This is a genomic window from Streptomyces sp. NPDC048295 (assembly GCF_040652135.1).
Classification (GTDB): domain Bacteria; phylum Actinomycetota; class Actinomycetes; order Streptomycetales; family Streptomycetaceae; genus Streptomyces.
The window spans coordinates 364,197-372,067 of record NZ_JBEZLL010000007.1; the positions used below are offsets into that span (position 1 = coordinate 364,197).

Below are 7,871 nucleotides of genomic sequence, written 5' to 3' on the forward strand. Positions count from 1 at the left end.
GCGACACCGATGGGGCGGCCACTGCGGGCACCGGCTTCCGCTTCCCCCTACGCATGAAGGCGACCGTGCACTCCACGTCGAGCAGAGCGACCAGACGATGAACGACAGCCGCGGCCGTCTCGCCGCTACCCGCACGACGCACATCTGGCACGGCCGCGTCCCGGACGAACCCGCCCCGGGCGACCTCGGCCTCCTCGATGACGAGGAACTGCGCATCGTCCGCGCCAGACGCCCTCCGTTCGACGTCCATTACGCCGGTGTGCACTCCGCGCTGCGCCGTGTGCTCGCCGATCACTACCTCGGCGTGCCACCCGGATCGATCCGCTTCGGCCGGCACATCTGCCCGGCCTGCGGGAACCGGGCACACGGCCGGCCCCGGATCACCAAGCCCGCCACCGGTCTGGAGTTCGGTCTCGCGCGATCGGGTCCGCACTGGGCCCTGGCCGTCACCGCCGGCGGCAGCGTCGGCGTCGACATCGAAGCCGTGCGCGACTTCGCTCCCGAAGGCGTGTCGGAACTGGTCCTGTCCGACCTCGAACTCTCCCGGATGCGGGCGCTCGGGCACGAGGACGACCGGCGGGACTTCCTTCTCCGCTCCTGGACACGGAAGGAAGCCGTGCTGAAGGCCGTCGGGGTCGGCATCGCCGCGGATCTGCGCGGTCTGGAGGTGCTGCCCGGCGAAGCGGGTCCCGTGGCCGTCGAGCACACCGGGCCCGGCCCTCGCGGGAGCTGGCTGGTGGAGGACGTGGACCTGGGTCCGGGCCTGGTCGCCGCGCTGGCCAGGGAGGCGGCGCGGGGCGGCGCACCCGTCGTACCGCGCTTCCTGGGCGACGTACGGAAGGGAACGGCCCTCGCGTGAGCCACGGCGCACAGCGGAGAACAGCATGTGCGGCGTGATCGCCGTACTCGACGTGTAGGAGCGCACGATGTCGACGCCCAGCCCGTTCCGGCGATTCCTGCCGCGCCCCCGCGCGCGGACGCGGCTGTACTGCTTCCCGCACGCGGGAGGCGCCGCGAGCACATTTCACAGCTGGGCGCATCTGTTCCCGGAGACGGTCGAACTGGTCGCGGTCCAGTACCCCGGGCGGCAGGACCGCTACCGCGACCCCATGCCCGATTCGATACCCGAGCTGGCGGAGGAGATCGTGCGGGGCATCGAGATGCCCCTCGACCGTCCCACCGCGTTCTTCGGACACAGCATGGGGGCCATGGTGGCCTTCGAGGCCGCCCGCCGGCTCCAGCCGCGCTTCCCCTCGCCACTGGCCGGTCTGTTCGTATCCGCGTGCAAGGCCCCCGCCGAGCGCACCCCTCGCGGCCTGTCGTTCGACGAGGACGAAATACGGGCCTACCTCCGCGCGCTGGGCGGCGAGGGCGCTCGGAAGCTGGACGAGAACGAGGAGCTGTGGCAGCTCGCCCTTCCCGTGATCTCCGGGGACCTGCGCGCGGTCGAGAAGTACGGATACACCGCGGGCGCTCCGCTGACGTGCCCACTGATCGTCATGGGCGGCAACCGGGACCCGTCGGTCGCACCCGCCGATCTGGAACTGTGGAAGGACTACGCCATCCGTGGTGCCGAGGTGCACATGGTCGACGGCGGGCACTTCTACTTCGATGAGTCGCTGCCCCAAGTCATCGGGATTCTGGCCGCGCTTCTGGCCCGACTTCCGCTTCAACGAGTGTAGTTCGGCCAAGACGGAGAGTTCTGGACAACGTCTCCTCCGGGGTTCCGGGGCCGCCCGCCCGCAACCCCTAGGGGTCGACTCCCAGATGCCCCTGGTCCCTCCCGTCTGCTGTTGATGCCCGGCTTGGCACCTGCCAACATTTAGATGCAGGTGCAGAGAGGTGTACGACAAACAGGGGAGTTGGTGGTCATGGACAGTGTGCACTGGATGTACTTGCTCCTCATCCTCGCCACGATGCCACCCCTGGTGCCGAACTCCGCCCTGCTGACGAGCGCGGGCACCCTCGCCGCGACGGGCGGCCTCGACCTGGCGGCCCTGGTGCCCATCCTGCTGACCAGCGCCGTCCTGGGGGACCTCGGCGTCTTCTGGATGGGGCGCAGGTCCCGCGGCCGCGCGCTGGCCTGGCTGTCGAGGGACGCGCGGCGCCGCTCGGCACTGGAGTGGACGACGCGGCGGATCCAGCGGTACGGAGTGCCCTCGGTGATCGCGATGCGCTTCGTGCCCACCGGGCGCGGCACGGGCGGGCTGGCCGCCGGGATCTCGGGGTTCCCGGTCCGCAAGTACCTGGCAGGGGCGGGGATCGCCGAGGCCGTGTTCCTCTCGTACACCATCGGATTCGGCTACCTGGGAGGCCGGGCCGTCCCTGACGGCATCCCCCCGCTCCTGGTCGGACCCGCGTTGTCGCTGCTCATGGCGAGCGCGGTCGTGCTCGCGCAGCAGGCGATACGCCGACGCGCCAACAGGCCTGCATCATGAGCGAATTGGCGACGGGAGCGCTTGATCGACATGTGTGGATACCCCTGCGCACACCTGCTAATGTTCCTTGGCATGTCGGGTGTGCCACTGTGAGAACTTCCTTCCGTGACGGGGACGACATGGTGCGGGTGCTGGCCACACTGGCCAGCCCGCACCGGCTCCGGGTCGTGGCCGCCCTGTCCCGTCGACGCAACTACGTGAGCCAGCTGGCCCGCGAGCTGGGTATCAGCCGCGCCCTGCTCCAGGCCCATCTGCGGAAGCTCGAAGCCGCGGGTCTCGTCTCGGCCCACCTCGAAATATCGAGCGACGGAAAGGCCATGAAGTTCTATGAGCTGGCCCCTTTCGCGCTCGACCTCACACCGGAAACCATCGCGGCCGCAGTACTGACGCTCAGCGCGGGCGACGCCGTCCAGCCGAACGGCGAGAAAGGATCTCCTTCATGAACACCCGGGGCTGGCAAGAAATCATCGGGGCCGTCGGAATTTTCGGCATGGTCATCGTGATCGTCACGATCGTCGTCTGGAACATGGCGGCGACCTGGCGGGCCAGAGCCATTCTTGCCCGCGATTACGAGTACCGGACGCTTGCCGAGAAAGCGATTCGGAACGAGGACGCCATCGAAAAGAGGCTGACCGCCATCGACGAGCATCTCGCCGATCTACGGACCCGTATGCATTCGGTCGAGCGCGTCCTCAAGGAGATCGAGTGAGAAAGTGACCGAACCGGGCCGCCAAGCGGCAACTTGACGGCCCGGCAGAAGGAAGCAACACCTCGCCGCCGGCGAGTCTTCAACGCATCGCCCCTTTCGGGAAGGACCTTAGTTCATGTCGCGCTTGCGCAAACGCTCAAGTACGCAGAGTAGTCACGCAGTCACCGAGTCACCGGCTCGCGGAGGGTCGGAGAGCACCGAAAAGGGCGGCTTAACTGCGGGTGGGGGCCAGGGCGCGTTCATCGAGCGGATCGCCGGCTGGTCGATGCGGCACCGCGCCCTGGCGATCGGCGGCTGGCTGGCCCTCGTCGTCGTGGCGCTGCTCGCCAGCGCCGCGCTCTCCGGGTCCAGCGCCAGGACGCCGGACCCGGGTGAGTCCGGCGCCGTCAAGAAGGCGTTGAGCTCGCAGAAGAGCTACGAGCCGGTCCTGGAGAACGTCCTCGTCCAGCCGCGCGACGGCGGCGGCGGAAAGTTCATGGACGACCCGGCGCTCGTCAAGGCCACCAAGGACCTCGTGGCCGAGTTCGACAAGTCGCCGGGGGCCGTCACCGGCCTGCGCACCCCGTTGGATCCGGGTTCGGAGCAGCAGATCTCCAAGGACGGCCGCTCCGGGCTGGTCACCTTCTTCGTGGCAGGCCCGAACGAGGAGATGGGCGCGCATTTCAACGCGGTGGTCGAAGCGGTGGACCGGGTCGCCGACCGGAACGGCGACGTGCGCGTCGTCCAGGCCGGGGACACCAGCCTGTCCCGTGCCGTCGACGACGCCGTCAAGAAGGACTTCGCCAGCGCGGAGCGCACCGCGCTGCCGATCACCCTGGTCATTCTCCTCATCGTCTTCGGGGCCCTGGTCGCGGCGGCGATCCCGCTGCTGCTGGCGGCGACCACGGTCGTGGGCACCTTCAGTCTCATCGCCATCCTGGAGCGATGGGTCGCCGTCAACAGCGCCGCCACCTCGATGATCCTGCTGATCGGCATCGCGGTCAGCATCGACTACTCACTGTTCTACCTGCGGCGTGAGCGCGAGGAGCGAGCCGCCGGACGCAGCGTGTCCGAGTCCCTGCACATCGCCTCACGCACCTCGGGCCATGTCGTCATCGTCTCCGGCGTGACAGTGATCCTGTGCCTGTGCGGCCTTCTTCTCAGCGGCCTAGGCGTGTTCCGCGGCCTCACGCTCGGCACCGCTCTCGTGGTGGGCCTGGCGATGATCGCCTCGGTCACGGTGCTGCCGGCCCTGCTGGCCTCCCTCGGGCACCGCGTCGACAAGGGCCGCGTGCCCTGGCTCGGCAAGCGCCGCACGACCTCGACCGAGTCCCGCACCTGGCAGAGGCTGGCACGTGCCGTCGTCAAGCGCCCGGCGGTGTGGGGCGGTGCCGCGGTGGTCGCGCTGCTCGTGATGGCGGCACCGGCGGCCGGTATGCATCTGCAGGACGCGGCCGTCGTCAACAGCCTGCCGCGCAGCGCGCCCACGGTGGACGCCGCGGTCCGCATGCAGGAGGCCTTCCCCGGTGCCCCGACCCCCACCCGGATCGCGGTCTGGGGCGTCGACGGCGGCAGCTCGGACACCCCGCAGGTGAAGGCGGCGGTCGACGAACTCCACCAGCAGATCGAGGACAGCGGCGGCAGGCTGGCGGGCCCGGTCTCGACCGTGCGGATCGACGACGTCCTCATGGTGCGCGTTCCGCTGGCCGGCAGCGGCACCGACGAGGTCTCCAACGCCGCGCTGAGGACGCTGCGCGAGGACGCCCTTCCGGCGACCCTCGGCAAGGTCGAGGGCATCGACTACGCGGTCGGCGGCCGGACCGCGTTCGCCGAGGACTTCAAGGAGCAGCTCACCTCGCGGGCGGCGCTCGTCGTCGGGTTCGTCCTCGTCCTGGCGTTCGTGCTGCTGCTGGTGGTGTTCCGGTCGCTGGCCATTCCGCTGGTCTCGATCGCGCTGAACCTGCTCTCCATCGGTGCCGCGTACGGGGTACTGACCTGGGTGTTCCAGGACGGCGCCTTCAGCTCACTGCTCGGCTTCACCTCGTACGGAGGCGTGGCCGGCTGGCTGCCGCTGTTCATGTTCGTGGTCCTGTTCGGCCTGAGCATGGACTACCACATCTTCATTCTCAGCCGGATCCGTGAGCGCCGGCTGGCCGGGGCCACCACACGGGAGGCCGTCGTCGACGGCATCGCCGCCAGCGCGGGCGTCGTCACCAGCGCGGCCGTCATCATGACGGCGGTGTTCACCATCTTCATCACGCTCTCCGCCATCGAGAACAAGATGATGGGCGTGGGCATGGCGGTGGCCATCCTCATCGACGCGACCATCGTGCGCGGCGTCCTGCTCCCCGCCGCCGTGGCCGTGCTCGGCGAACGGGCCTGGACCCTGCCGGGTGTGCTGAAGCGCCTGCCCGGCAGGAGCGAACAGCCGCAGCCGGCGCCCGTCGCCGCCGGTGTACCCGCCGATTAGGCAGACTCCGCGACACCCGCACCCGAAGCCCTCCGGCCCGGGACCCGACTTCGCTCGGGTTCCGGGCCGGAGGGCTTCTTGGCCGGATAGCCCCGGTATAGACGGAGTATCGGGTCGCCGAGAAAACTGACCGAACAGATATGGAATACCCGAATGCCGTTTATCGACGGCTTCTTGGAGGGGTTTTGTCATGGCTGACGAACAGGATGACGGCCAGATCTACCGTGTCGTGGTCAACGACGAGGAACAGTATTCCATCTGGTGGGCCGACCGGGATCTCCCTGCCGGCTGGCGTGCGGAGGGCGTCGAGGGAAAGCGCGCGGAATGCCTCACACATATCGGTGAGGTGTGGACGGACATGCGCCCCCTGAGCCTGCGCCGCCGTATGGAGCAGGCAGCGGAGAGCTGATTCCTCACTGCCCCGGCACATCCAGGAAAAGTCCGGCGGAATGCCGGACAACGATTGCTCACTCATAGCGGCGGCAGCGGGAGGACTGGAACAGATGAGCGTCGGGAAGAAGAAGCAGACGGACGTCGACGCCCTTCAGGAGAAGCTCCTCCGTCAGCGGCTCGCCGGTGGACGTCCCCGCGGCCGCCGCTCGGCCATCACCCCCGTCGACCGGTCCGGGGCCCTGCGGCTGTCGTTCGGACAGCAGCAGATGTGGTTCCTCAACCGGCTGGAGCCGGACAGCGCCGAATACCTGGTGCCACTCGCCTTCCGGGTACGGGGCGAGCTCGACACCTCTGCTCTGGGACGGGCGTGGAGCGCACTGATCGCGCGCCACGAAGTGCTGCGCACCCGGTACGGGCTGGCCGACGGCGAACCGGCCCAGATCATCGACCCGCCCGCGGCCGTCGAACTCCCGCTGGACCAGGAGAGCTCCGGGTCCGCCGACGAACGGGAACGGTGTGCCGCCGGGTTCGTCGCGCGGATGTCGGTCGTCCCCTTCGATCTGGAGCACGAGTGGCCCGTCCGGGCACGTCTGCTGCGGCTCGCGGACGACGACCACGTCCTGAGCATCACCCTCCACCACATCGCGTTCGACGCGTGGTCCACCCGTGTCCTCCTGTCCGAACTCGTCTCCCTGTACGAGGGATTCGCGAGCGGCCGGGAGCCGTCCTTGCCGGACCTCCCGGTGCAGTACGCGGACTACGCCGCATGGCAGCGCGCCGAGGAGAGCGGTGCGGCGTTCGCCCGGCACCTGGACCACTGGCGCGAGCAGCTCGCCGGCATCACTCCGCTCGATCTGCCCACCGACCTGCCGCGCCCCGCCCACCGGCGCCATGAGGGCGCGAACGTGCCCTTCGTCCTGCCCCGCGGACTCTCCGAGAGGGTCCGCGAACTGGCGCTGAAGCACGGCGCGACCCCCTTCGCGGTGCTGCTTCCCGCTTTTCAGGCCCTGCTCGCCCGCTACACCGGCCGGTGCGACATCCCCGTCGGCACGGTGGTCTCCGGCCGCACCCGCCCCGAGCTCCAGGGCCTGATCGGCTATGGCATCAACAACCTCGTGATACGCACGCGTTGGGAGGGCGACCCGCCCTTCGCCGCGCTGATCGAGCAGGCCCGCGAGAACCTGATGCAGGCCCATGAGCACCAGGCATTCCCCTTCGCCCGCCTGGTCGACGAGCTGCACCCGGAGCGGGACATGTCCCGCACCCCGCTGTACGAGGTGGCGTTCACCCTCCATGAGCGCGGCAGCGAAGGCATCGAGCTGCCGGGGCTCGGCATCGAACCGGTCGAGGCGACCGGCGGCGTGGCCAAGTGCGACCTGGAACTGCAGATCAACTCCGCGGCCGACGGCACCTTCGAGGGACAGCTGATCTACGCCACCTCGCTCTTCGAGCAGGACACCGTGCGGCGGATGACCGGGCACTTCGTCCGCTTCCTCCAGCAGGCCACCGAGGACGAGACCACCCGGCTGTCCCGCGTCGAGATCCTGGACGAGGCCGAGCGCGCCCTGATCGCAGGAGCGCCTCATGAGGAGCGCCCGGTGACGCGGACGGTGCACGAGCTGTTCGCCGAGCAGGCCGCGCGGACACCCGACGCGATCGCGGTCACCGCCGAGGGACAGTCCCTGACCTACGCCGAACTCGACGCCCGCGCCAACCGCCTCGCCCACCACCTGCGCACACTGGGCGCCGGACCCGAACACCTCATCGGCGTCTGCCTCCCCCGCGGCACCGACCTCATCCCCACCCTCCTCGGCATCCTCAAATCAGGCGCCGCCTACCTCCCCCTCGACCCCGCCAACCCCGCCGACCGACTCGCCCACAT

Annotated in this window: 8 protein-coding genes; all 8 read left to right on the plus strand. The window is 69.4% G+C overall.

Features of this window, described 5'->3' with window-relative positions:
- The first annotated feature begins 97 nt into the window (after nucleotides 1-97).
- Entirely contained in the window at nucleotides 98-859 is a 762-nt protein-coding gene (locus tag AB0D53_RS13900) for a 4'-phosphopantetheinyl transferase superfamily protein (RefSeq protein WP_362444782.1), read from the plus strand.
- 67 nt (nucleotides 860-926) lie between these two features.
- Nucleotides 927-1,682, plus strand: a complete 756-nt coding sequence (locus tag AB0D53_RS13905) for an alpha/beta fold hydrolase (RefSeq protein WP_362444785.1) — start codon at nucleotides 927-929, stop codon at nucleotides 1,680-1,682.
- Between the two features lie 189 nt (nucleotides 1,683-1,871).
- Nucleotides 1,872-2,438 (plus strand): VTT domain-containing protein, encoded by a 567-nt coding sequence (locus AB0D53_RS13910; protein ID WP_362444788.1) that lies wholly within the window; start codon nucleotides 1,872-1,874, stop codon nucleotides 2,436-2,438.
- 119 nt (nucleotides 2,439-2,557) lie between these two features.
- Complete coding sequence (locus AB0D53_RS13915) at nucleotides 2,558-2,881, plus strand: ArsR family transcriptional regulator (protein ID WP_362444873.1); 324 nt, start codon at nucleotides 2,558-2,560, stop codon at nucleotides 2,879-2,881.
- Nucleotides 2,878-3,147 carry a hypothetical protein gene (locus tag AB0D53_RS13920; protein WP_362444792.1) on the plus strand — a complete coding sequence of 90 codons (270 nt, stop codon included), beginning with the start codon at nucleotides 2,878-2,880 and terminating at the stop codon, nucleotides 3,145-3,147. Before AB0D53_RS13915 ends, AB0D53_RS13920 begins: the two co-directional genes overlap by 4 nt.
- Before the next feature lie 265 nt (nucleotides 3,148-3,412).
- Nucleotides 3,413-5,596 (plus strand): MMPL family transporter, encoded by a 2,184-nt coding sequence (locus tag AB0D53_RS13925; RefSeq protein ID WP_362444795.1) that lies wholly within the window; start codon nucleotides 3,413-3,415, stop codon nucleotides 5,594-5,596.
- A gap of 190 nt (nucleotides 5,597-5,786) precedes the next feature.
- Nucleotides 5,787-6,005, plus strand: a complete 219-nt coding sequence (locus AB0D53_RS13930; protein WP_362444798.1) for an MbtH family NRPS accessory protein — start codon at nucleotides 5,787-5,789, stop codon at nucleotides 6,003-6,005.
- Nucleotides 6,006-6,099: 94 nt separating this feature from the next.
- The coding region (locus AB0D53_RS13935) for a condensation domain-containing protein (protein ID WP_362444801.1) at nucleotides 6,100-7,871 on the plus strand (1,772 nt) is incomplete at its 3' end.